The 21,206-nt window shown below is 69.6% G+C and carries 18 protein-coding genes and 1 pseudogene; 18 read left to right on the top strand and 1 reads right to left on the bottom strand.

Features of this window, described 5'->3' with window-relative positions:
• Both ACOCMH_RS25805 and ACOCMH_RS25800 read left to right on the top strand, forming a co-directional pair.
• A complete protein-coding gene (locus tag ACOCMH_RS25805; protein ID WP_427309869.1) occupies positions 1–564 on the top strand; it encodes a GNAT family N-acetyltransferase in 564 nt (187 codons plus the stop codon).
• A 144-nt stretch (positions 565–708) separates the two neighbouring features.
• On the top strand, positions 709–1,194 hold the full coding sequence (locus ACOCMH_RS25800) for a disulfide bond formation protein B (RefSeq protein ID WP_427313367.1): 486 nt from the start codon (positions 709–711) through the stop codon (positions 1,192–1,194).
• 258 nt (positions 1,195–1,452) lie between these two features.
• On the opposite strand, the gene ACOCMH_RS25795 is transcribed toward ACOCMH_RS25800, so the two are convergent.
• On the bottom strand, positions 1,453–3,387 hold the full coding sequence (locus ACOCMH_RS25795; protein ID WP_427309867.1) for an ATP-binding cassette domain-containing protein: 1,935 nt from the start codon (positions 3,385–3,387) through the stop codon (positions 1,453–1,455).
• A 294-nt stretch (positions 3,388–3,681) separates the two neighbouring features.
• On the opposite strand from ACOCMH_RS25795, the gene ACOCMH_RS25790 reads away from it, so the two are divergent.
• The 16 genes and pseudogenes from ACOCMH_RS25790 (at position 3,682) to ACOCMH_RS25715 (ending at position 21,197) form a co-directional block, all read left to right on the top strand.
• A complete protein-coding gene (locus tag ACOCMH_RS25790; RefSeq protein ID WP_427309865.1) occupies positions 3,682–4,644 on the top strand; it encodes a MurR/RpiR family transcriptional regulator in 963 nt (320 codons plus the stop codon).
• An 8-nt stretch (positions 4,645–4,652) separates the two neighbouring features.
• A complete protein-coding gene (locus tag ACOCMH_RS25785) occupies positions 4,653–5,627 on the top strand; it encodes an isoaspartyl peptidase/L-asparaginase family protein (RefSeq protein ID WP_427309863.1) in 975 nt (324 codons plus the stop codon).
• Between the two features lie 48 nt (positions 5,628–5,675).
• The gene (locus ACOCMH_RS25780; protein WP_427309862.1) at positions 5,676–7,580 is read left to right on the top strand and encodes a dipeptide ABC transporter ATP-binding protein; all 1,905 of its coding nucleotides are present in this window, start codon (positions 5,676–5,678) and stop codon (positions 7,578–7,580) included.
• Positions 7,581–7,630: 50 nt separating this feature from the next.
• Entirely contained in the window at positions 7,631–9,175 is a 1,545-nt protein-coding gene (gene gsiB / locus ACOCMH_RS25775; RefSeq protein ID WP_427313366.1) for a glutathione ABC transporter substrate-binding protein GsiB, read from the top strand.
• A gap of 280 nt (positions 9,176–9,455) precedes the next feature.
• Positions 9,456–10,376 (top strand): glutathione ABC transporter permease GsiC, encoded by a 921-nt coding sequence (gsiC, locus tag ACOCMH_RS25770; RefSeq protein WP_427309860.1) that lies wholly within the window; start codon positions 9,456–9,458, stop codon positions 10,374–10,376.
• A gap of 7 nt (positions 10,377–10,383) precedes the next feature.
• A complete protein-coding gene (gsiD, locus tag ACOCMH_RS25765) occupies positions 10,384–11,292 on the top strand; it encodes a glutathione ABC transporter permease GsiD (protein WP_427309858.1) in 909 nt (302 codons plus the stop codon).
• 4 nt (positions 11,293–11,296) lie between these two features.
• Positions 11,297–12,334, top strand: a complete 1,038-nt coding sequence (locus ACOCMH_RS25760; RefSeq protein ID WP_427309857.1) for a P1 family peptidase — start codon at positions 11,297–11,299, stop codon at positions 12,332–12,334.
• A complete protein-coding gene (locus ACOCMH_RS25755; RefSeq protein WP_427309855.1) occupies positions 12,334–13,152 on the top strand; it encodes a M55 family metallopeptidase in 819 nt (272 codons plus the stop codon). The genes ACOCMH_RS25760 and ACOCMH_RS25755 overlap by 1 nt, the downstream gene beginning before the upstream one ends.
• 74 nt (positions 13,153–13,226) lie before the next feature.
• On the top strand, positions 13,227–13,991 hold the full coding sequence (locus tag ACOCMH_RS25750) for a hypothetical protein (RefSeq protein ID WP_427309853.1): 765 nt from the start codon (positions 13,227–13,229) through the stop codon (positions 13,989–13,991).
• Between the two features lie 66 nt (positions 13,992–14,057).
• Positions 14,058–15,128, top strand: coding sequence for a M14 family metallopeptidase (locus ACOCMH_RS25745; RefSeq protein ID WP_427309851.1), 1,071 nt, complete (start codon positions 14,058–14,060; stop codon positions 15,126–15,128).
• Between the two features lie 263 nt (positions 15,129–15,391).
• Positions 15,392–16,018 (top strand): CDP-alcohol phosphatidyltransferase family protein, encoded by a 627-nt coding sequence (locus tag ACOCMH_RS25740; RefSeq protein WP_427309849.1) that lies wholly within the window; start codon positions 15,392–15,394, stop codon positions 16,016–16,018.
• A 4-nt stretch (positions 16,019–16,022) separates the two neighbouring features.
• Positions 16,023–17,792 carry a bifunctional alpha/beta hydrolase/class I SAM-dependent methyltransferase gene (locus ACOCMH_RS25735; protein ID WP_427309848.1) on the top strand — a complete coding sequence of 590 codons (1,770 nt, stop codon included), beginning with the start codon at positions 16,023–16,025 and terminating at the stop codon, positions 17,790–17,792.
• Positions 17,789–19,172: pseudogene (locus ACOCMH_RS25730) on the top strand (phosphatase PAP2/dual specificity phosphatase family protein). Before ACOCMH_RS25735 ends, ACOCMH_RS25730 begins: the two are co-directional and overlap by 4 nt.
• The gene (locus tag ACOCMH_RS25725; protein ID WP_427309846.1) at positions 19,162–19,605 is read left to right on the top strand and encodes a hypothetical protein; all 444 of its coding nucleotides are present in this window, start codon (positions 19,162–19,164) and stop codon (positions 19,603–19,605) included. The pseudogene ACOCMH_RS25730 and the gene ACOCMH_RS25725 overlap by 11 nt, the downstream one beginning before the upstream one ends.
• 6 nt (positions 19,606–19,611) lie before the next feature.
• On the top strand, positions 19,612–20,238 hold the full coding sequence (locus tag ACOCMH_RS25720) for a lysophospholipid acyltransferase family protein (protein WP_427309844.1): 627 nt from the start codon (positions 19,612–19,614) through the stop codon (positions 20,236–20,238).
• Positions 20,235–21,197 carry a phosphatidate cytidylyltransferase gene (locus ACOCMH_RS25715; RefSeq protein WP_427309842.1) on the top strand — a complete coding sequence of 321 codons (963 nt, stop codon included), beginning with the start codon at positions 20,235–20,237 and terminating at the stop codon, positions 21,195–21,197. Before ACOCMH_RS25720 ends, ACOCMH_RS25715 begins: the two co-directional genes overlap by 4 nt.
• Positions 21,198–21,206: the final 9 nt, after the last annotated feature.

The raw sequence follows: 21,206 nt of genomic DNA, 5'->3' as shown, positions 1-21,206 counted from the left end.
ATGGACTCCGGCATCGCCTTCCAGACCGGCCGGTTGCGGCTGCGCCAATGGCGCGATGAAGACTATGCGCCGTTTGCCGCGCTCAATGCCGATGCGCAGGTGATGCGCTATTTCCCGGCACCCCTCAGCCGCGCCGAAAGCGATGCGATGGCCGGGCGCTGCCGTAGCCTGATCGCGGACAAGGGTTGGGGCGTCTGGGTCGTCGAACGCATGGCGGACCATGCCTTCCTCGGCTTTGTCGGACTGCACGAGCCGGCCGCCGTGTTGCCGTTCGCGCCGTGCGTGGAGATCGCCTGGCGGCTGGCGCGGCAGGCCTGGGGCCAGGGCTACGCCACCGAGGCGGCGCGCGGCGCGCTCGCCTATGGCTTCGGCCGCCTGGCGCTGGAAGAGATCGTCGCCTTCACCACGCTTGCCAATACCCGCTCGCGCGCGGTGATGGAACGGCTCGGTATGCGCCAGGATGCCGAGGGCTTCGACCATCCCGCATTGCCGCCGGGACACCCCTTGCGGCCGCATTGCCTGTACCGCTTGCCGCGCGCGACGTGGCTGGCAACGGGCGCCTGATGTCCCTGCGTCAATCCGCCACGGGCGAGGGGCCTTGCGCCGCATGTGGCGCCACGGGCAGGCGCGGCAAAATCGGTAATAATGCGCAGCAACGCCGCGCCCTCCACTGACGGCAACGATTACCGGATCACCTGAGTTCCCATGATGCAAGCCAATTCCCGCGCGTACTTCCTGCTGATTGCCATCGTCTCCTTCGCCCTGGTCGGCGTTGCGCTCTACCTGCAGTTTGAAAAGGGCTACCAGCCTTGTCCGCTCTGCGTGATGCAGCGCTTCGCTTTTGTCGGCATCGGCATCTTCGCGTTGCTGGCCGCGGTGGCGCAGAACACGCGCTCGCTGTGGCAGGGCCTGGGCATGCTGTCCGGCATCGCCGGCATCGCGGTGGCGGTCTACCACGTGTCGCTGCTGCTCAACCCCAAGGCATCGTGCGGCATCGATCCGCTCGAGAACTGGGTCAATGCGCTGCCTACCGCCAAGGTGCTGCCGCAGGTGTTCTATGCCGATGGCCTGTGCACCGCGCCGCTGCCGCCGGTGCTGGGGCTGTCGGTGCCGGCATGGTCGCTGATCTGGCTGTTTATCCTGACGCTGACGCTGGCGGTGGGGTTGATCCGGAGGGAGAAGAATTTCCGCTGAGCGGTAAGGCAAGCAAAGAACCGGTGCTGAGGCGCCGGTTTTTATTTGCTGTCGCGAACGTTCAAGTCCCGTGGGTGTGCTCCCCTCTCCCGCATGCGGGAGAGGGGCAGGGGGTGAGGGCAGGCGCTGGCATACCGACCAACTTCGCTTCGTGGATGCTCCGGCCCTCACCCCCACCCCTCTCCCACTTCGCGGGAGAGGGGAGCGTCTGCGCGTGGTGTCGGGGTTTGCCGGCGCTATTGGCGTTGAGGCCGACCCTCAAGCAATCTGCTCGATCTGCTCCTGCAGTTCCAGCCACTTCTCTTCCAGCGTTTCCAGCTCGCCATTGACCTCGCCCTGGCGCTTCAGCATCTCCATCAGCTTCGCCTTGTTGGCCTCGGCGTAGCTGCTTTCATCGGCCATGAACTGGTCGATCTCGACCCTGGCGGCTTGCAACACCGCCATGCGCTTTTCCACCTTTTCCAGTTCCTTCGCCAGCGGCTTGCGCAGCGCCGACAGCCGCTGGCGCTCGTCAGCCTCGGCGCGGCGCTGGTCCTTGCGGTTGGGCGCCGCGGCGGCATCGCCGGCATTGTCGGCGAGATGCGCGGCGGTGGCGGCGTTGCGCTTGGCCGCGGCCTGCTGCAGCAGCCAGTCGCGGTAGTCGTCGAGGTCGCCGTCGAACGGCCGGATGGTGCCGTCGGCTACCAGCAGGAACTGGTCGGCGGTGGCGCGCAGCAGGTGACGGTCGTGCGAGACCAGGATCAGCGTGCCTTCGAACTGCGCCAGCGCCATGGTCAGCGCCTCGCGGGTATCGAGGTCGAGGTGGTTGGTCGGCTCGTCGAGCAGCAGCAGGTTGGGCTTCTGCCAGACGATCAGCGCCAGCGCCAGCCGCGCTTTCTCGCCGCCCGAGAACGGTTCGATCGGCGCGGTGGCCATGTCGCCGCGGAAGTTGAAACTGCCGAGGAAGTCGCGCAGTTCCTGTTCGCGGGTGTCGGGGGCGAGCCGGGCCAGGTGCTGCAGCGCGGAGTCGTGATCGCGCAGCGTTTCCAGCTGGTGCTGGGCGAAGTAGCCGATCTGCAGGCCCTTGCCCAGCCGCAGGTTGCCCTTGAGCGGGTCCTGCGTGCCGGCCAGGGTCTTGACCAGCGTCGACTTGCCCTGGCCGTTCGCGCCCAGCAGGCCGATGCGCTGGCCGTTCTGGATCGACAGCGCCAGGTTGTGCAGGATGGTAACCGGAGGCTCGGCTTCGGCGTAGCCGCAGTCGACGCCGTCGAGCACCATCATCGGGTTGGGCGCGGCATCGGGCTCGCGGAACTCGAAGGCAAAGCCGGCGGCGACATGCACCGGCGCGAGTCGCTCCATCTTCTCCAGCGCCTTGACCCGGCTCTGCGCCTGGCGCGCCTTGGTCGCCTTGGCCTTGAAGCGCGTGATGAACGATTCCAGGTGCGCGATTTCCTTCTGCTGGCGCGCGTAGGCTGACTGCTGCTGCGCCATCTGCTGCAGCCGCAAGGTCTCGAACAGCGTGTAGTTGCCGCCGTAGCGGCGCAACTGCTGGTTCTCGATATGCACGGTGACATTGCAGATCGCGTCGAGGAATTCGCGGTCGTGCGAAATCATCACCAGGGTGCCGGGGTAGCGCGCCAGCCAGTCTTCCAGCCAGACGATGGCGTCCAGGTCCAGGTGGTTGGTCGGTTCGTCGAGCAGCAGCAGGTCCGACGGGCACATCAGCGCCTGCGCCAGGTTCAGGCGCATGCGCCAGCCGCCCGAGAATGACGCCACCGGCTGCGACACCTGCGCCAGCGTGAAGCCCAGGCCCAGCAGCAGGGCCTCGGCGCGCGCCGGGGCGGTGTAGCCGTCGGCGTCGGCATAGGCGGCGTGGGCTTCGCCTTCGTCGCTGCCGTCGCCGCTGGCCTGTGCGGCGGCAATGGCGGCCTCGATCTCGCGCAGTCGGGTGTCGCCATCGATCACGTAGTCGACCGCGGTGCGGCTGACCGCCGGCGTTTCCTGCGCCACGTGGGCGACGCGCCACTGCGCCGGCACGCTGACATCGCCCCCATCCGGATGCAATTCGCCGCGCAGCAGCGCGAACAGCGTCGACTTGCCGCTGCCGTTGGCGCCGACGAGGCCCACGCGCTCGCCCGGGTTGAGCGTCACGCTGGTGTGGTCGAACAGCACCTTGGTGCCGCGCTGAAGGACAAGCTGGTCGATTCGGATCACGAGAGGGGAAATGCCTGAGTGAAAAACAGAAAAAGCGCCGGGAAACGCGGCCCGCGGCCGGGTCTGAGGCGCTGGCCCGCATTGTAGCGTTTCCGGTGCGCGGCACGCCGTGCCGGTGCAAAACCGCGGCAAGGCCGGTGCCAGCGTGCACCGCGAATGGGCTGGCGACAGGTGCAAATCTAGGGATTACCCTTGGTCTGGCAAAACTCTATTTTCTTGGAAGGCGGTTGCGTGTAAATTCATTTTCACAAAGCGGCGCCGGACCCGACGCCGCCCTGACCAAGCGCTTCCACCATGCCCACCGGCCATTCGATCTCCGACCGCATTGCACGCAGCCTGCCGGCACTGACGCCGGCGCACCGCCGCATGGCGGAATACGTGCTCGCCAATCTGTTCCGCGCGGCGACCATGCGCATCGACGAATTTGCCGCGGCGGTGGAAGTGTCGGTAGCGACGGCCAACCGCTTCGCGCGCGCGCTCGGGTTTGACGGCTATCCGCAGTTCCGGGCGGAGCTGGTGCGCGGCTTCGAAGCCACGCTGGCGCCGGTGGAACGGCTGCGCAGCGAACTCGAGCGGCCCGCCACCGCCGCCGAGGTCTTCGCGGCCTCGCTCGAAGATGCCGCGGCCAATGCCGAAGCGACACGGCGCGGCATCGACCCGGGCTCGTGCGAGCGCGCGGTGGCGGCGATCCTCGCCGCGCAGCGTGTCTACGTGGCCGGCTTCGGCGCCAGCGGTTTCCTCGCGGGCCTGCTGCAGCACGGGCTGGAAATGCATTGCCGCATGGTGACCTCGGTGGCCGGCGCGGGCGGCGCCTCGCATGCGGCGCGGCAGCTGTTCAAGCTGCAGCCAAGCGACCTGCTGATCGTGATTGCCTTTCCGCGCTACGTCACCGACACCATCGAGCTGGCCCAGCGCGCCAAGTTGCGCGGCGGGCAGGTGCTGGCGCTGACCGACGGGCCCACCTCGCCGCTGGCGCCGCTGGCCGATATCGCGCTGTACGCGCAGGCCGGCAACCGGCTGTCGGCCAACTCCGATGCCACCGTGCTGGCGCTGATCGAAGCGCTGTGCGGCGCGGTGGCGCACCGGGCCGAACGACCGGTCAAGGCCGCCGCCGAAATGACCGAATTCCTGTTGCCGTGGCTGTATGGCGCTCCCGATGCCGAGGCGGCGCGCGGGCCCGCGCCGATGGCCGCGGCCTCCACCGAACCCGGGACCGGCGCCAGGCGCGGCCGGTCGACCCACACACGCAAGTCCTGAACCTCCTTATGCAAGCAGCTGTCATTGCCATCCACGGCGGCGCCGGCACCATCACCCGCGCGGCGATGGATGCGGCCCGCGAACGCGAGTACATCGAAGCGCTGCAACACGTGCTGCACGCCGGCCAGCGCATCCTGGCCGAGGGCGGCAGCGCGCTCGATGCCGTCACCGAAGCGGTGCGCCTGCTCGAAGAGTGCCCGCTGTTCAACGCCGGCAAGGGCGCGGTGCTGACCCATGCCGGCACCTATGAACTGGATGCGGCCGTGATGGACGGCGCCACCCGCGACGCCGGCGCGGTAGCCTGCGTCACGCGCCTGCGCAACCCGGTGCTGGCCGCGCGCGCGGTGCTCGACCACAGCGAACACGTGCTGTTTGCCGGTGCCGGCGCCGAGGCCTTCGCGCAGGCGCAAGGGCTGGAACTGGTGCCGCCCGGGTACTACTTCACCCAGGCGCGCCACGACCAGTGGCAGCGCGCGCGCGGCAATGCCGGCATGGCGCTGCTCGACCACGATGCCGCCGCGCTGGCCGCGCAGGACCAGGTCCGGGGCGCGGATCCGCTCGACCCTGACAGCAAGTTCGGTACCGTCGGCGCGGTCGCCTGCGACAGCCGCGGCAACCTCGCGGCGGCCACCTCCACCGGCGGCGTGACCAACAAGCAGGTGGGGCGCGTCGGCGATACCCCGCTGATCGGCGCCGGCTGCTATGCCGACGACGTGGCCGCCGTGTCCGCCACCGGCACCGGCGAGATGTTTATCCGCACCGTGGCCGCGCACGACGTCGCGGCGCAGATGCGCTATGCCGGCCTGCCGCTCGACGAAGCGGCGCGGCGCGTGGTGATGGAGAAGCTGCCCGCCATCGGCGGCCGCGGCGGCCTGATCGCGGTGGACCGCGCCGGCAACGTCACGCTGCCCTTCAACACCGAAGGCATGTACCGCGGTGTCGCCCGGGTGGGCGAGGCCGTGAACGTGTCGATCTACGGCTGACGCGCCGCGCCCCGGTCCGTCCCGCATCCCGCCATACAAGGAGTCCCCGTGGTCACTACCCCAGCGCCAGCGCGCGTTCCCGCATCCGGCATCGTCCTGCCGCCCGAGCGCGTGGTCCAGGTGGACGGGCTCGGCGTGCGCTTTGCCACGTCCGAGCGCACCGTCGAGGCCGTGCGCAACCTGTCCTTCCATGTCGACCGCGGCGAGACCCTCGCGGTGGTGGGCGAGTCGGGCTCGGGCAAGTCGGTGACCTCGCTGGCGCTGATGCGGCTGGTGGAGCATGGCGGCGGCAAGATCGCCAGCGGCAGCATGGCGCTGCGCCGGCGCGGCGGCGAGGTGATCGACCTGGCGCGCGCCGATAACGCGACGCTGCGCAGCGTGCGTGGCGCCGATGTGGCGATGATCTTCCAGGAGCCGATGACCTCGCTCAACCCGGTGTTCCCGGTGGGCGAGCAGATCGCCGAATCGATCCGGCTGCACCAGGGCAAGAGCCGCGCGGCGGCGCGCGCCGAGGCCTTGCGCATGCTGGAACTGGTGCGCATCCCGGAGGCGCGTCGCGTGCTCGAGCGTTATCCGCACCAGCTCTCCGGCGGCATGCGCCAGCGCGTGATGATCGCGATGGCGCTGTCGTGCAAGCCGGCGCTGCTGATTGCCGACGAGCCCACCACGGCGCTGGACGTGACCATCCAGGCCGAGATCCTGCAGTTGATCCGCGGCCTGCAGGCCGAGATGCACATGGGCGTGGTCTTCATCACCCACGACATGGGCGTGGTCGCCGAGGTGGCCGATCGCGTGCTGGTGATGTACCGCGGCGAGAAGGTGGAGGAGGGCACCTCGGACGACGTGTTCCGCGCGCCGGCCCATCCGTATACGCGCGCGCTGCTGTCGGCGGTGCCGCGCCTGGGCGCCATGCGCGGCACCGACCTGCCGGCCAAGTTCCCGCTGCTGCGGCTGGACAGCGCCAGCCCCGAGCAGGCCGCGCCGCAGGATACGGTGGCACCCGGCGTCGCGCCGATCCTGCGCGTGCAGGACCTGGTGACGCGCTTCGACGTGCCCGGCGGCCTGTTCGGCCGCGTCACGCGGCGCGTGCATGCGGTGGAGCAGGTCAGCTTCGACCTCTATCCCGGCGAGACGCTGGCGCTGGTGGGCGAATCCGGCTGCGGCAAGTCCACCACCGGCCGCTCGCTGCTGCGCCTGGTGGAAAGCCAGAGCGGCACCATCGAGTTCAACGGGCAGAACATCAGCAAGCTCGAGGGCGCGGCGCTGCAGACCCTGCGCCGCAATATCCAGTTCATCTTCCAGGACCCGTTCGCCTCGCTCGATCCGCGCGTGCCGGTGGGCTACTCGATCATGGAGCCGCTGCTGGTGCACAAGGTGGCCAGCGGCAAGGACGCCGAGCAGCGCGTGGCGTGGCTGCTCGACAAGGTCGGGCTGGACCCTTCGCATGCGGCACGCTACCCGCACGAGTTCTCCGGCGGCCAGCGCCAGCGTATCTGCATTGCGCGTGCCCTGGCGCTGAACCCCAAGGTGGTGGTGGCCGACGAGTCGGTGTCGGCGCTGGACGTATCGATCCAGGCGCAGATCGTCAACCTGATGCTGGACCTGCAGCGCGAGCTGGGCATCGCCTTCCTGTTCATCTCGCACGACATGGCGGTGGTGGAGCGCGTCAGCCATCGCGTGGCGGTGATGTACCTGGGCCAGATCGTCGAGATCGGCCCGCGCCGCGCGATCTTCGAGAACCCGCAGCACGCGTACACGAAGAAGCTGATGGCGGCGGTGCCGATCGCCGACCCGGCGCGGCGCCACCTGCGGCGCGAGCCGCTCAACGACGAAATTCCCAGCCCGATCCGCGCGGTCGGCGACGAGCCGGTGGTGCAGCCGCTGGTGCCGGTCGCCGGCAGCGGGGCGCTCGGCCACTATGTCGCCCGGCATGCTGTCGGCGGCGCCTATTGAAGTCCTCGAAGTCAAGCAGTTTCCAAGGAGATTCGACGATGTCTGCACGTATGGTTTCGCCCCGATGGATGGCCGGCGCCTTTGCCGCCGGCGCGCTCGGCATGCTGGCCGCGGCCCCGGCCTTTGCGGCCAAGGATGCGGTGATGGCGGTGGCTTCCACCTTCACCTCTCTCGATCCGTACGACTCGAACGACACGCTGTCGCAGGCAGTCGGCAAGACCTTCTACCAGGGGCTGTTCGGGCTGGACAAGGACATGAAGCTGGTCAACGTCCTGGCCGACAGCTACGAGGTCAGCAAGGACGGCCTGACTTACACGATCAAGCTGAAGAAGGGCGTCAAGTTCCACGACGGCACGACCTTCGATGCCGCCGCCGTCAAGGCCAACCTCGACCGCGTCACCAACCCGGCCAACAAGCTCAAGCGCTATACGCTGTTCAACCGCGTGGCCAAGACCGATGTGGTCGACGCCAGCACCGTCAAGGTCACGCTGAAGGAGCCGTTCTCGCCGTTCATCAACGTGCTGGCGCATCCTTCGGCGGTGATGATCTCGCCGGCCGCGCTGCAGAAGTACGGCAAGGACATTGCCTTCCATCCGGTCGGCACCGGTCCGTTCGAGTTCGTCGAATGGAAGCAGCCCGACCACCTGAAGGGCAAGAAGTTCGCCGGCTTCTGGAAGACCGGCTACCCGAAGATCGACACCATCACGTGGAAGCCGGTGGTGGACAACAACACCCGCGCCGCAATCATGCAGACCGGCGAGGCCGACTTCGCCTTCAGCATTCCGTTCGAGCAGGCCGCGGTGCTGAAGAACAGCCCGAAAGTCGATCTGATTGCGTCCCCATCGATCATCCAGCGCTACCTGAGCCTGAACACGACGGTCAAGCCGTTCAACGACCCCAAGGTGCGCCAGGCGATCAACTACGCCATCAACAAGGAAGCACTGGCCAAGGTGGCTTTCGCAGGCTATGCCGTGCCGGCCGAGGGCGTGGTGCCGCCGGGCGTCGACTATGCCGAGAAGCTGGGCCCGTGGCCGTATGACCCGGCCAAGGCGCGCGCGCTGCTGAAGGAAGCCGGCTATCCCAACGGCTTCGAGACCACGCTCTGGTCGGCCTATAACCACACCACGGCGCAGAAGGTGATCCAGTTCGTGCAGCAGCAACTGCAGCAGGTGGGCATCAAGGCCTCGGTGCAGGCGCTCGAAGCGGGCCAGCGCGTAGAAAAGGTCGAAAGCGTGCCGAAGCCCGAAGACGCCGGCGTGCGCATCTACTACGTGGGCTGGTCGTCGTCGACCGGTGAATCGGATTGGGCGCTGCGTCCGCTGCTGGCTTCGGAATCGATGCCGCCCAAGCTGCTGAACACCGCCTACTACAAGAACGACCAGGTCGATGCCGATATCGCCGGCGCGCTGCGCACTACCGACCGCGGCGAGAAGGCCAAGCTGTACAAGGACGCGCAGGAGCGTATCTGGAAGGACGCGCCGTGGGCGTTCCTGGTGACGGAGAAGGTGCTGTTCGCGCGCAGCAAGCGGTTGAGCGGGGCGTACGTGATGCCGGACGGGTCGTTCAATTTTGATGAGATTGATATCAAGCAGTGATGGAGCAGGTGGGAGGCCGGGACTTCGTTGACGCTCCCGCCCTCTCCCCCGGGGAACAAACAGCGGGCGGTTTTGAGTCGCGAGGGTTTCTCCTCTCTCCCTCCGGGAGAGGGGCGGGGGAGAGGGCAGGCGCTTGCAGTAGCGATGCGCCCGATCCGCGCAACCGCGCCATCCCATCCAACGAGCAGTAAGCAGTAAAGCAGTAAGCCGAGAGCGGCCGCCTGCCTCGCGACGCGGGGTTCGCAGGCGGGCGGCCCGCGGCCTTTCTTCATGGTGTGTGATGCTGAACTACTTCCTCAAACGCGTGCTGGGCGTGATTCCCACGCTGCTGATCGTGGCCGTGCTGGTGTTCCTGTTCGTCCACCTGCTGCCGGGCGATCCCGCGCGGCTGGCGGCTGGCCCCGAGGCTGACTCGGCCACGGTCGAGCTGGTGCGCAAGGACCTGGGCCTGGACCGGCCCATGCACGAGCAGTTTGTCAACTTCTTCTCCAATGCGCTGCGCGGCGAGTTCGGCCATTCGCTGCGCACCAAGCGCCCGGTGAGCGAGGAGATCGGCGACCGCTTCATGCCGACGTTGCTGCTGACGGTGGCGTCGATGGCGTGGGCGGTGGTGTTCGGCATGGCGATCGGCATCGGCTCGGCGGTGTGGCGCAACCGCTGGCCGGACCGCTTCGGCATGACGCTGGCGGTTTCCGGGATTTCCTTCCCGGCCTTCGCGCTGGGCATGCTGCTGATGGAGGTGTTCTCGGTGCAGTTGGGCTGGCTGCCGTCGATCGGCGCCGAGACCTGGCAGCATTACGTGCTGCCGTCGGTCACGCTGGGCGCCGCGGTGGCGGCGGTGATGGCGCGCTTTACCCGCGCCTCCTTCGTCGAAGTCCTGCAGGAAGACTTTATCCGCACCGCGCGCGCCAAAGGCGTGCGCGAGACCCTGGTGGTGGCCAAGCACGGCCTGCGCAACGCCATGATCCCGGTGGTGACCATGATGGGCCTGCAGTTCGGCTTCCTGCTGGGCGGCTCGATTGTGGTCGAGAAGGTGTTCAACTGGCCGGGCCTGGGACGCCTGCTGGTCGATGCCGTCGAGATGCGCGACTACCCGGTGATCCAGGCCGAGGTGCTGCTGTTCTCGCTGGAATTCATCCTGATCAACCTGGTGGTGGACATGCTCTACACCGTGATCAATCCCACCATCCGCTACAAGTGAGGCCGGCATGACTGAGCTTTCCACGCCCGCCGCAGCGCAAGCGGCACCGGCTACCGCGCCCGAGGCGGTGCGCACGCCCTGGACCGAGTTCTGGCGCAAATTCCGCAAGCAGCACCTGGCGCTGGGCGCCGGCGCGTTCGTGCTGGTGCTGGTGGCGATCGCCATCGTCGCGCCGCATATCGTGCCGTACGACCCCGAGAACTTCTTCGACTACGACGCGCTCAACGCCGGCCCTTCGGCCGCGCACTGGATGGGCGTCGATTCGCTCGGGCGCGATATCTTCAGCCGCATCCTGGCCGGCACCCGCATCTCGCTGGCGGCGGGCTTCCTGTCGGTGATCATCGGCGCCGTGATCGGCACCGTGCTGGGCTTGCTGGCGGGCTACTACGAAGGCTGGTGGGACCGCATCGTGATGCGCATCTCCGACGTGCTGTTCGCCTTCCCCGGCATCCTGCTGGCGATCGGCATCGTCGCCATCCTCGGCAACGGCATGACCAACGTGATCTTCGCCGTGGCGATCTTCAGCATCCCGGCGTTCGCGCGGCTGGTGCGCGGCAATACGCTGATGCTCAAGCGGCTGACCTACGTCGAAGCGGCGCGCAGCATCGGCGCATCGGACTGGACCATCCTGATGCGCCATATCCTGCCGGGCACGATCTCGTCGATCGTGGTGTATTTCTCGATGCGGATCGGCACCTCGATCATCACCGCGGCCAGCCTGTCGTTCCTGGGCCTGGGCGCGCAGCCGCCCACGCCGGAATGGGGCGCGATGCTCAACGAGGCGCGCGCCGACATGGTGACCGCGCCACACGTGGCGATCTTCCCGAGCCTGGCGATCTTCCTGACCGTGCTGGCCTTCAACCTGCTGGGCGACGGGCTGCGCGACGCGCTCGATCCCAAGATCGACCGGCGCTGAAGCGATGGCTGCATCGATCCCCCGCATCGGCGCACTGGCCGCCGGGCCGCTGGACAGCATTGCTGACATCGCCGGCGTGACCGTCGGCCATTGCACGCTGGCCGACGCTGGCGTGCAGACCGGCGTCACCGTGATCCGCCCGCATGGCGGCGATCCTTACCGCGACAAGGTGCCCGCCGCGGCCACCGTGCTCAACGGCTTCGGCAAGAGCGTGGGGCTGGTGCAGGTGGACGAGCTGGGCGTGCTGGAAACGCCGGTGGCGTTGACCAACACCTTTGCCGTCGGTGCCGTCGCGCAGGCGCAGATCCGCGCCGCGGTGGCGGCCAATCCGGAAATCGGCCGCGCCTCGCCCACGGTCAATCCGCTGGTGTTCGAATGCAATGACGGCTACCTCAACGATATCCAGCGCATGGCGGTGGAAAGCAGCCACTACGACGCGGCGCTGGCCCGCACCGGGCAGGCCGTCGCGCAGGGCGCCGTGGGGGCGGGCCGCGGCATGTCGGCGTTCGGCGTCAAGGGCGGCATCGGCACGGCTTCGCGCGTGGTGGACGGCTACACCGTCGGCGCGCTGGTGCTGGCCAACTTCGGCACGCCGGATTCGTTGACCGTGGCCGGCCGGCTTGCCGGGCCGGAACTGGCACGCAGGCTGGCGCAGCCGGACAGCGCGGCGCAACCGGAAAAAGGCTCGATCATCATGGTCGTCGCCACCGACGCGCCGCTCGACGCGCGCCAGCTGCGCCGGCTGTCGCTGCGCGCGGGAGCAGGGCTGGCGCGCACCGGCTCCGTGTTCGGGCACGGCTCCGGCGATATCGCGCTCGCGTTCTCGACCGCGTACACCGTGCCCCACGACGCGGCATGCCCGATGCCGGCCGTCGCCATGCTGCATGAAACCCGTCTCGACCCGCTGTTCCGCGCCGCGGCCGACAGCGTCGAGCAAGCCATCGTGCATGCGCTGTGGCATGCCGCGCCGGTGCAGGGCCGCGACGGCCACGCGCGGCGCGCACTGCTGGACGTGATGCCAGAACTGGGCCGAACCGCCTGATGAAGATCCTTGTTTCCACCGATATCGAAGGCGTGGCCGGCGTGTTCCACGCCGAGCAGACGCGACCGGGCAATGGCGAATACGAACGCGCCCGCGCCTGGATGACCGGCGAAGCCAATGCCGCCATCGAAGGCGCCTTTGCCGGCGGCGCGGCCGAAGTGCTGGTCAACGATTCGCACGGCGGCTTCCGCAACCTGCTGCCGGACCAGCTCGACGCGCGCGCGCGGGTGGTGCTGGGCAAGCCGCGCTACCTGGGCATGATGGCCGGCGTCGAGGCCGGGGTCGACGGCGTGCTGATGATCGGCTACCACGGCCGCGCGCAGAGCCGCGGCGTGCTGGCGCACACCATCAACAGCGGCGCCTTTGCGCGGGTCTGGCTCAACGGCAAGGAGCTCGGCGAGGCCGGGCTGTACGCCGCGCTGGCCGGCGAGTTCAACGCGCCGGTGCTGATGGCCAGCGGCGACGACGTGTTCGTGCAGGAAACCCACGCGCTGATGCCGTGGGTGCGCTATGTCGAGACCAAGACCGCGGGCGGTTTCGGCAGCGGCACCTCGCTGTCGCCAACGGCCGCGCGCGCAGCCATTGCCGCGGCGGCAGCGGCCGCGGTGCGCGAGCGCGCGCAGGCGCAATGCCTGCGCATCGCCGCGCCGGTGGCCTGCACCCTGCAGGCACAGACGCCGGCGCACGCCGACCTGTTCTGCCAGTGGCCCGCGATGGAGCGGCGCGACGGCGTGACGCTGTCATTCCAGGCCGATTCGGTGCAGGCCGCGGTGCGCATGCTGAACTGCCTGTCGGCGATGTCGTTCATGCTGAAGTAGGCGCGGTGTGCCGGCGGCGCGCGCGGATCGGCGACAATGGCGGCTCGAGCAATACCCAGGCATTACCGCAACGCATGACCCAGGCACACGACGGGGGCTGGATCCCCGTACGCAAGGACTTCGTCGATCCGGCCACGCGCTGCCACGCGCGCGGCGCCAGCCGGCGCCATCACGGCTTTGCGGACGGGCAGGCTTATATCCTGCGCGATGCCGCCGGACATGAACATCCGTTTGGCGAGGACTGCGCCCGCGCCGCGGTGGCGCATCCGGCCCTGCTGCGGCAGGTGCCCGACTACACCGAACGCGACGTGGTGCCGCGCGCCGCGTTGCCGGAACTGCCGCCCCGCCCGCGCCGGCGCGACGCCGCGCAGGCCCAGGCGGCCGAGCGCGCCGCGGCGATCCGCTACCTGGTGCTGCGCATGGAGAAGGTGGCCGCGGTGCCGCGCGTGCAGCCGACCGTGCGCTTCCCGGCGCTCGACGAGGTGTATGCGCAGTACCTGCGCAGCGGCGACGTCGGCCTGGCGCAGGTGCGCCGCATCCTGGCGATCGAACGTAGCCCGTCCACGCCGGCGCGTCTGCGCGCGACCAACCTGCTCGATGTCTATACCGCCCATGTGAAGCTGGAACGGCTGATCGCGGCCTCCACCAGCGTGGACAACATCCGCTTCCTGCGCAGCCTGCATGACTGGCTGGCGCGGCACCTGGTGCTGACCGCCGGCCAGCTGGCAGCCGCCGGGATCGCGATGCACCCGCAGGCGTTTACCTCGACCGGCATCTGGGGGCCAGAGACCGGGCCGCCGCCGGCCCCGGCCAAGTTCCCGTCCGGCTCGCTGTTCTAGCCGCCGCGACTGGCGAGACCCGCGGATTTGGCGTCTAATGCCTGCATCGCATCCGCGGGTGACGCCATGAGCCATTTTTCTCGCAGCTACGCCGAAGCGCGCAAGACCTTCCTGGACGCCGCACGTACCGCGGGCGCCGCGCTGGCGCAGTTTCCGCATCCCACCAAGCGCGGCAGTGCCGGCGAAGACCTGGCGATCGACGTGGCGCTGGCCGGTGCGCCCGAGGCCCGCCGCTGCCTCATGGTGACCTCGGGCACGCACGGCGCCGAGGGCTTTGCCGGATCCGGCGCGCAGGTGGCGCTGCTGCACGACGCCGCGCTGCTTGCCGATTGCGCCGCGGCCGACACCAGCCTGCTGCTGGTGCATGCGATCAATCCCTATGGCTTCTCCCACCTGCGCCGGGTCAACGAGGACAACGTCGACCTGAACCGCAACTTCCTGGATTTCTCGCAGCCGCTGCCGCACAACGCAGCCTATGCCGAGATCGCGCCGCTACTGCTGCCGGCGCAATGGCCGCCGTCCGAGAGCGACCAGGCGCAACTGATGAAGGCGGTGGCCGAGCGCGGCATGGCGTGGTACCAGGCCGCCGTCAGCGGCGGCCAGTACCAGGACCCGGGCGGCATGTTCTACGGCGGCGACAAGGCCACCTGGAGCAACTACACGCTGTGCCGCATCCTGGCGCGCTTTGGCGCCGGGCGCGAGGCGCTGCGCTGGATCGACGTCCATACCGGGCTGGGGCCGTGGGGCTATGGCGAGCCCATCCACATGGGCCCGGACACGCCCGAATCGGTCACGCGCACGCGCGCGATCTGGGGCGAGCGGGTGACCTCGATCTACGATGGTTCATCGACTTCGGCCAACCTCACCGGACTGGCCTGGCATGCCGTGCCGCAGACACTGCCGACGGTGGACTACGCCGGCATCGCGCTGGAGTTCGGCACGCTGCCGGTGGGCGAGGTGCTGGACGCGCTGCGCGGCGACCACTGGCTGCACCTGCATCCGGAGGCCGACGAGAACCAGCGCTCGCTGGTGCGCCAGGCGATGTGGCGCGCCTTCTATGGCGATGCCGATGACTGGCGCGACGGCGTGGTGGCGCAGGTGACCGACGCGGTGCGGGACACCATCGCGTCGGCCTGAGCGGGCAGGTTTCTGGCTTCAGGCGCCATCTGGTATTGTCCGGGGCTTAGCGGTAGAGTGCTGAGCCAGGCACTGCTGCCGGGCCGTGGCCGGGCCATGACCGGATGTGCGACGGCCGGGCAGGCGCCGGACCAAGACGAACAACAAGACCAAGAACAAGACGGAAGCGGCCGCGGTCGGGCCAGGGCGTCGCGCCACCGGCGCCGTCCCGGGCAGCCGGGTATCCCCGCTTCCGGCATCAGCGCGGCAGGGAGGCCGGTGCGATGACGCTCTATGAACTGAAGCCCAGGTTCCAGGCCTGGCTGCGCCCCATGGTGCAAGACCTGGCGCAGCGCGGCGTGACCGCCAACCAGGTCACGCTGGCCGCCGCCGCCGGATCGCTGGCGGTCGGCGTGCTGGCCGCGCTGGGCATGCTGGTGGCCGAGACCCCGGCGCTGTTCCTGCTGTTCCCCCTGTGGTTGTTCGCGCGCATGGCGCTCAATGCCATCGACGGCATGCTGGCGCGCGAGCATGGCCAGCAGAGCGTGCTGGGCGCCTACCTGAACGAGCTTGGCGACATGGTTTCGGACCTGGCGCTGATCCTGCCGCTGGCTGCGCTGCCGGACTTCAGCCTGGGTCAGGTCGGCACCTTCGCGCTGCTGGCGCTGCTGGTCGAGGCCGCCGGGCTGATCGGGCCGCTGGCCGGGGCCAGCCGGCGCTATGACGGCCCGCTGGGCAAGAGCGACCGCGCCTTCGCGGTCGGCGCGATCGCGCTGTGGGCCGGCCTGGGGCTCGGCTTCGGTGCGGCCGCCAGCTGGTTGTGGCTGCTGCTGTCGCTGTTGTCGCTGGGCACGATGGCCAACCGGGTGCGCCGCGGCATTGCCGAGGCCGAGGCCCGCCTTGCGGAGTAGCGCGATGGACCGACTGTCGACCCGCCAGCCACTGCAGCGGCAATTCGAGACCCACGATGGCCAGGCGCTGTTCTATCGCCACTGGCCCGCCGTGGAGGGCCCGGCGCGCGGCGCCGTGGTGCTGTTCCACCGCGGCCACGAGCATTCCGGCCGGGTCGCCCACCTCGCCGACGAACTGAACCTGCCCGGCTACGACATCTTTGCCTGGGACGCGCGCGGCCACGGCAATTCGCCCGGCGAGCGCGGCTACAGCCCCAGCCTGGCCGATTCGGTGCGCGATATCCAGACCTTCACCGCCCATATCGCCGACGTCCACGGCATCCCGCTGGAACGCACCGCGGTAATCGCGCAAAGCGTCGGCGCGGTGCTGGCCGCGACCTGGGTGCATGACTACGCGCCGCCGATCCGCGCGCTGGTGCTGGCTTCGCCGGCGTTCAAGGTCAAGCTGTACGTGCCGTTTGCGCGGCCGGGCCTGAAGCTGATGCAGCGCCTGCGCGGCAAGTTCTTCGTCAACAGCTACGTCAAGGCCAGGTTCCTGACGCACGATCCCGAACGCATCGCCAGCTATGACAGCGATCCGCTGATCACGCGCGCGATCGCGGTCAATATCCTGCTGGACCTGTACGAGGCCGCCGAGCGCGTCGTCGCCGATGCCGCCGCGATCACGGTGCCGACGCAGCTGCTGATCTCCGGCGCCGACTGGGTCGTGCACCGCGGGCCGCAGGACCGCTTCTACGAGCGCCTGGGATCGCGCAGCAAGGAGCGCATCGTGCTGGACGGCTTCTACCACGACACGCTTGGCGAGCGCGAGCGCAAGCTGGCGGTCGATGCCGCGCGACGCTTTGTCCTGCAAGAATTCGACACGCCGTCGGCGCCGCGCTCGCTGCTCGACGCCGACCAGATCGGCCCGTTCCGCGAGGAATCGGACCGCCTCGGGTCGGCGCCGGGCGGGCTCGCCGCCTGGTACTGGCGCGCGGCGCGGGCCAACCTGAAGCTCGGCGGGATGCTGTCGGATGGCGTGCGGCTGGGCCATCAGACCGGCTTCGACTCCGGCTCGACGCTCGACTACGTTTACCGCAACACGCCGTCAGGGCGCGGCGCCCTGGGCCGGCTGGCCGACCGGCAATACCTGGACGCGATCGGCTGGCGCGGCATCCGCCAGCGCAAGGTCCACGCCGAGGCGCTGATTGCCGAGGCGGTGCGGCGATTGCGCGCCGCGGGCATGCCGGTGCGCATGGTCGATATCGCCGCCGGCCACGGGCGCTACGTGCTGGAAGCGCTGGGCGCGCTGGAGGGCGGCGCGGCCGCGGTCGAATCGATCCTGCTGCGCGACTACAGCCCGCTCAACGTCGAGCAGGGCCGCGCCCTGATCGCCGCCAAGGGCCTGCAGGGCGTGGCCCGCTTCGAGCAGGGCGATGCCTTCGACGGCGACAGCCTCGCCGCGCTGGCGCCGGCCCCTACGCTGGCGGTGGTGTCGGGCCTGTATGAGCTGTTTCCCGACAACACCATGGTGCGCCGCTCGCTCGCCGGCCTGGCGCGCGCGGTGCCGCCCGGCGGCTACCTGGTCTACACCGGCCAGCCGTGGCATCCGCAGCTCGAGTTCATCGCGCGCGCGCTGACCAGCCATCGCGCCGGCGCGGCCTGGGTGATGCGCCGCCGCTCGCAGGCCGAGATGGATGAACTGGTGCGGGCCGCTGGCTTCGACAAGGTCACGCAGCGCATCGACCCGTGGGGCATCTTCACCGTCAGCCTGGCGCGCAGGCGCGGCGCATGAGCACGGTGCCGACGCTGGCCGAGGCCGATGCGCAGCCGCAGCGGCCGTGGGGCCTGGCCTGCGTGCTGCTGGCGCTGGCCGGCGCGTTCTTTTTCTCCAGCTATGGCCTGGCCAACTGGCTGGCGAGCCAGCGCGCCGACGTGCCTTCGTTCTACTTCGAATGGGAGCGGGGCATTCCGTTTCTGCCCTGGACCATCGTGCCGTACTGGTCGATCGACCTGCTGTACGGCATCTCGTTCTTCCTGTGGCGCACCCGCGCGGCGCTGGTCCCGCACGTCAAGCGGCTGGTGCTGGCGCAACTGGTGTCGGTAGCGTGCTTTATCGCCTTTCCGCTGCGCTTCAGCTTTGCGCGGCCCGATGCCGACGGCCTGCCGGGCCAGCTGTTCACGCTGCTGGGCGGCTTCGACTTGCCATTCAACCAGGCGCCGTCGCTGCATATCAGCCTGCTGGTAATCCTGTGGGTCGCCTTTGCCGCGCACCTGCGCGGCGGCTGGCGCTGGCTGCTGCACGGCTGGTTTGCGCTGATCGGGATCTCGGTGCTGACCACCTGGCAGCACCACCTGATCGACGTGCCCACCGGCGCGCTGGTGGGCTGGCTGTGCGTTTACCTGTTCCCGATGCGGCTGCCTGTCGCCGCGGCTGGCGTGCCGGATGCACGCACGCGCCAGCTGGCGCGCCGCTACGGCGCGGGCGCGGTGGTGGCGCTGCTGTGCGCGGTGCTGGCCGTGGGCGGCTCGGTGACGCTGGCATTCCTGCTGCTGTGGGCCGCGCTGGCGCTGGGCTGCGTGGCCCGCGTCTATGCGCTGGCAGCGCCGGCATGGTTCCAGAAAGACGCCGACGGGGCCATGGCGTCGGCCGCGTGCTGGGTGCTGGGTGCTGGCGCCTTACCTGCTGGGTGCCTTCCTCAATTCGCGCTGGTGGACGCGGCGCGCGCCGCAGGCCAGCGCAATCGCGCCGGGCCTCTGGGTGGGCCGCTTCCCGACGCGGGCCGAGCTGCGCGCGCTCGGCGCGAATGCGGTGCTCGACCTCAGCGCCGAGCTGCCGCGCGCGGCCAGCGGGCCCGGCCTGGCGTATCGCTGCGTCCCGGTGCTGGACCTGACCGTGCCGACGCCGCAGCAGCTCGAATAAGCGGTGACGCAACTCGACACCTGGCAGCGGCAGGGGCGCCGCGTGCTGGTCAGCTGCGCGCTGGGCTATTCGCGCAGCGCGCTGGTGGCGGCAGCGTGGCTGGCACGACGGCAAGGCCTGCGCGACGCCGGCGCCGCGCTGGCGGTGCTGCGCCGGCATCGGCCCGCCGTGGTGCTCGGCCGCGAACATGCCGACGCGCTGCAGCGCTGGCTGGACCGTGCGGCCACGCAGGAGCCTGGCGATGGCCGCTGACCACGACGCAGCGTCGTCGCACCGCACCGACACCTGGGTCGCCCACGCGGTGACGGGCGCGCTCGCGGGTGCCGCGTGGGTGGGCGCGGCGGGACTGGCGTTCGCCATGCTGGCGGCGTGGCTGGGCGCGGGCACCGCGATCTCGCGCTGGCCGGCGGCGCTGGCCCTGCTGCTGGCGCTGCCCCAGCTCTGGCTGCTGCTGCGTGTCGCGATCGACCGCCGCCTGTTCGGCGCGCTTGCCGGCGGCGTGCCGGGCCAGCCCGACCTGGCCGGGCTCGATGGCGCATTGCTTGAACTGGGCTGGATGCCCGCCGCGCGCGCCGCACGCCCGCTGTCCGAACGCGCCCGCGGCGCGCTGCGCCTGGTGCGCGCCAGCGCCGCGCTGACCGTGTGCCAGCTGGCGCTGGCCTTGCTGTCCCTGATCCTGAGGTAAACAACCATGTGGCTTGCCCGTGCCACCGCGCGCGCCATCATCGTCTTCGCCCGGCTGCTGACCGGCATGCGCGCCAACTGGCAGGGCTGCATCCCGGCCGCGATGCAGCGCGTCTACTTTGCCAACCACAGCAGCCATGGCGATTTCGTGCTGATCTGGGGCTGCCTGCCGCCCGACCTGCGCACGGTCACGCGGCCGGTGGCCGGCGCCGATTACTGGGAGAAATCGCCGCTGCGGCGCTTTATCGGCCGCGACGTGTTCCGCGCGCTGCTGATCGACCGCACCCGCAGCGACCCCGGCAGCGACCCGATCGCGCTGATGCGGGCCGGCCTGGCGGCGGGCGACTCGCTGATCCTGTTTCCCGAAGGCACGCGCAACACCACCGACGCGCGCCTGCTGCCGTTCAAGAGCGGCATCTACCACCTGGCGCGGGCCTGCCCGCAGGTCGAATTCGTGCCGGTGTGGATCGACAACCTCAACCGCGTGATGCCCAAGGGCGAAGTGGTGCCGGTGCCGCTGCTGTGCACCGTGACCTTCGGCCAGCCGGTGCTGCCGGCCGCCGGCGAAAGCAAGGAAGCGTTCCTTGCGCGCTGCCGCGACGGCCTGCTCGCGCTTGCCCCGGAACTGGAATGACCGCCATGCCCACCCTGCATTGGAGCCGCGAGACCTGGCTGCTGTTCGGCGGCCTGTTCGGCGTGCTGCTGCTGGCCTCCATCGTGACCGCGCTGCTGCGCTGGCGCGTGGCGGGCGGCGGCCGGCACGCGGTGATCGACAACCTGGCGCAGCGCGTCGGGGCCTGGTGGTGGATGATCGGCATCATGGGCGTGGCCTTTGCGCTGGGGCGCACCGCGGTGATCGTGCTGTTTTACCTGCTGTCGTTCTTCGCGCTGCGCGAGTTCGTCACCATCACCACCACGCGGCGCGGCGACCATCGCGCCATCGTCGCCGCGTTCTTCGTGTTCCTGCCGCTGCAGTACGTGCTGGTCTATGTCGGCTGGTACGGCATGTTCTCGATCCTGATCCCGGTCTACGCCTTCCTGGTGCTGCCGATCCTGGCGGCGCTGTCGGCCGAGACCACGCGCTTCCTGGAGCGTTGCGCCGGGGTGCAGTGGGCGGTGATGGTGTGCGTGTTCTGCATCTCGCACGTGCCGGCGCTGCTGACGCTGCCGATCCCGGGCTTCGACGGGCGCAACCTGCTGCTGATCGCGTTCCTGGTGATCGTGGTGCAGGGCAGCGACGTGCTGCAGTACGTGTGGGGCAAGCTGTGCGGCAAGCGCAAGATCGCGCCGCTGCTGTCGCCGTCCAAGACCGTCGAGGGTTTTGTCGGCGGCGTCGTCAGCGCCACCGCGCTGGGCGCGGCGCTGTGGTGGATCACGCCGTTCTCGCCGTGGCAGGCCGGCGCGATCGCGCTGGTGATCGCGCTGATGGGCTTCCTTGGCGGACTGGTGATGTCGGCGATCAAGCGCGACCGCGGCATCAAGGACTGGGGCCACATGATCCAGGGCCACGGCGGCATGCTCGACCGGCTCGATTCGGTGGTGTTCGCCGCGCCGGTGTTCTTCCACGTCACGCGCTACTGGTGGGTGCCCTGAGCCGCAAGG

Origin of the sequence: Cupriavidus sp. H39, assembly GCF_050271075.1 — a bacterium.
In the GTDB taxonomy this organism is placed as follows: Bacteria; Pseudomonadota; Gammaproteobacteria; order Burkholderiales; family Burkholderiaceae; genus Cupriavidus; species Cupriavidus necator_B.
This window is presented reverse-complemented; position numbering and strand designations above follow the sequence as displayed.

Bases quoted from the DNA above. Each gene is read 5' to 3' on its own strand.
- gsiB (WP_427313366.1), top strand. From the start codon at position 7,631: ATGGTTTCGCCCCGATGGATGGCCGGCGCCTTTGCCGCCGGCGCGCTC.
- gsiC (WP_427309860.1), top strand. From the start codon at position 9,456: ATGCTGAACTACTTCCTCAAACGCGTGCTGGGCGTGATTCCCACGCTG.
- gsiD (WP_427309858.1), top strand. From the start codon at position 10,384: ATGACTGAGCTTTCCACGCCCGCCGCAGCGCAAGCGGCACCGGCTACC.
- ACOCMH_RS25720 (WP_427309844.1), top strand. From the start codon at position 19,612: ATGTGGCTTGCCCGTGCCACCGCGCGCGCCATCATCGTCTTCGCCCGG.
- ACOCMH_RS25750 (WP_427309853.1), top strand. From the start codon at position 13,227: ATGACCCAGGCACACGACGGGGGCTGGATCCCCGTACGCAAGGACTTC.
- ACOCMH_RS25740 (WP_427309849.1), top strand. From the start codon at position 15,392: ATGACGCTCTATGAACTGAAGCCCAGGTTCCAGGCCTGGCTGCGCCCC.
- ACOCMH_RS25725 (WP_427309846.1), top strand. From the start codon at position 19,162: ATGGCCGCTGACCACGACGCAGCGTCGTCGCACCGCACCGACACCTGG.
- ACOCMH_RS25760 (WP_427309857.1), top strand. From the start codon at position 11,297: ATGGCTGCATCGATCCCCCGCATCGGCGCACTGGCCGCCGGGCCGCTG.
- ACOCMH_RS25715 (WP_427309842.1), top strand. From the start codon at position 20,235: ATGACCGCCATGCCCACCCTGCATTGGAGCCGCGAGACCTGGCTGCTG.
- ACOCMH_RS25755 (WP_427309855.1), top strand. From the start codon at position 12,334: ATGAAGATCCTTGTTTCCACCGATATCGAAGGCGTGGCCGGCGTGTTC.
- ACOCMH_RS25745 (WP_427309851.1), top strand. From the start codon at position 14,058: ATGAGCCATTTTTCTCGCAGCTACGCCGAAGCGCGCAAGACCTTCCTG.
- ACOCMH_RS25805 (WP_427309869.1), top strand. From the start codon at position 1: ATGGACTCCGGCATCGCCTTCCAGACCGGCCGGTTGCGGCTGCGCCAA.
- ACOCMH_RS25790 (WP_427309865.1), top strand. From the start codon at position 3,682: ATGCCCACCGGCCATTCGATCTCCGACCGCATTGCACGCAGCCTGCCG.
- ACOCMH_RS25735 (WP_427309848.1), top strand. From the start codon at position 16,023: ATGGACCGACTGTCGACCCGCCAGCCACTGCAGCGGCAATTCGAGACC.
- ACOCMH_RS25800 (WP_427313367.1), top strand. From the start codon at position 709: ATGCAAGCCAATTCCCGCGCGTACTTCCTGCTGATTGCCATCGTCTCC.
- ACOCMH_RS25785 (WP_427309863.1), top strand. From the start codon at position 4,653: ATGCAAGCAGCTGTCATTGCCATCCACGGCGGCGCCGGCACCATCACC.